The organism is Halalkalibacter oceani (genome assembly GCF_023715705.1).
Taxonomy (GTDB): Bacteria; Bacillota; Bacilli; order Bacillales; family Bacillaceae_D; genus Halalkalibacter; species Halalkalibacter oceani_A.
In genome coordinates this window covers 1-272 of sequence record NZ_JAMBOS010000108.1, presented here as the reverse complement: position 1 = coordinate 272, position 272 = coordinate 1, and the positions used below count along the sequence as shown (strand labels likewise).

General features: G+C 44.5%; 1 protein-coding gene. It reads right to left on the bottom strand.

Annotated features, from left to right (window positions below):
• A partial coding sequence (locus M3212_RS21855) for an integrase core domain-containing protein (protein WP_251195999.1) occupies nucleotides 1–272 on the bottom strand: 272 nt, incomplete at both ends.

Sequence of the window (272 nt, the reverse complement as noted above, 5' to 3'; positions counted from 1 at the left end):
GAAGAAATGCATTGCTTAACGTTTCTGGATCGATGAACCGAATCGCTTTCTTGTCTGAACGAAATGCGGTTTCCGGGCTGATTTTCTCCCCAAGTGCAGAATGAGGCTTATTCTGATAGCACTCAGTCAGCCAGACTTGGAAGAGTTCATTCAGACGATCCAGAGTATTCGGCTTTTCGATGACAGCTTCACTGATGAATGAATCTATGACTCTATTGAACCTTTCAATTTTGCCCTTCGATTCCGCTGCATACGGCCTTGTGTAAGTGAGA